Below are 317 nucleotides of genomic sequence, written 5' to 3' on the forward strand. Positions count from 1 at the left end.
ATGTTTCCAGAATATGAAGCGTTTCATACAACAGGAATCCTGTGGAATAAGCAACAACAGAAGATATTGAGTGATGATATAGAAGTTCATATGGTTGAGATTCCGAAGTTAATGCAACAGTGGCGGAATGAACAAGTAAATCCCTGGGAAGATTCTTTTGTTCGTTGGTTATTATTACTTCCAGCGAATGAAGATGAACACTTAACTCAAACATTGGAGGACATTGCCATGAATCAAGATCCAATTTTACAAAAAGCAATGAATAAGTGGGAACGCATGAGCCAAGATTCTTCTTTCCGACAAGCCTATGAGGCAAG

The 317-nt window shown here is 38.2% G+C and carries 1 protein-coding gene; it reads left to right on the forward strand.

Features of this window, described 5'->3' with window-relative positions:
- Positions 1–317, forward strand: a 317-nt coding sequence (locus CN288_RS29925) for an Rpn family recombination-promoting nuclease/putative transposase (RefSeq protein WP_255260061.1), incomplete at both ends; no start/stop codon positions are given.

The organism is Bacillus sp. AFS023182, from assembly GCF_002560575.1.
Lineage (GTDB): Bacteria > Bacillota > Bacilli > Bacillales > Bacillaceae_G > Bacillus_A > Bacillus_A arachidis.